The 762-nt window shown below is 47.9% G+C and carries 1 protein-coding gene; it reads right to left on the bottom strand.

What is annotated here, in order from left to right; translation table 11 throughout:
• The coding region (gene istA / locus VTH8203_RS22670) for an IS21 family transposase (RefSeq protein ID WP_244181304.1) at positions 1-644 on the bottom strand (644 nt) is incomplete at its 3' end.
• Positions 645-762 lie beyond the last annotated feature (118 nt).

Raw genomic sequence — 762 nt, 5'->3', positions numbered from 1 at the left:
CAAGCTCTTGGCTTGAAGTTATATTTCTTGGCGGCGGTGAGCAGCGCGGGGTTCCAGCGGTGCTCACCTTCACCGTATGCATCACGCTCTATCATGATGGCTTTCGCATTATCGAACAGAACCTCTTTGGGGACACCACCGAAGTATTCAAACGCTTCTTCAAGACCTTCTATCCAGTCTTCTTGGCGCTCTTGTTCACTAAAGCGAACAAACGTCGCTCTGCTATAGCCAAGAGTAGCCACGAAGGCTTTAACACGTACGCCGTAATGAGTGATGGTCGTGAAATCAACTTGCATCTGCTCACCAGGCAATGTTTCGAACCGAACCACTGGGTCGACTGGCTTACTAGGTTTGTACTGCTTGACGTGCTCCTTGAGCATCGTTATACCACCTTCGTAACCGAGAGATTTTAGCTCACGCAATAAGACGGTTGCAGGTATCCAATAAGGCTTTGCGGCTTCAATGCGAGTGCGCAAGTAGTCGTGGTAAGGCTGTAATTTAGTTGGTCGAGATTGCCGTTCGGGATAGATGGGTTCTTTACTTCTGTCTCGAAGATAAGTGCGAACGGTGTTTCTAGATACACCTAAATCACGCGCGATGCGGCGGATACTTTGTCCTTGCTGATGTAAAACGTGTATTTCCACTAGTTGCTCCTGATTGATCATAATCCGCCGCTTTGTCCATTTTACGAACGGATAGTTTGCCTCAGGTGGGTCAATTTTAAATCGACGTTAGTGGGTCATTTTTACATCGGCGCTGACA

Origin of the sequence: Vibrio thalassae, from assembly GCF_900089835.1 — a bacterium.
Taxonomy (GTDB): Bacteria; Pseudomonadota; Gammaproteobacteria; order Enterobacterales; family Vibrionaceae; genus Vibrio; species Vibrio thalassae.
This window is presented reverse-complemented; position numbering and strand designations above follow the sequence as displayed.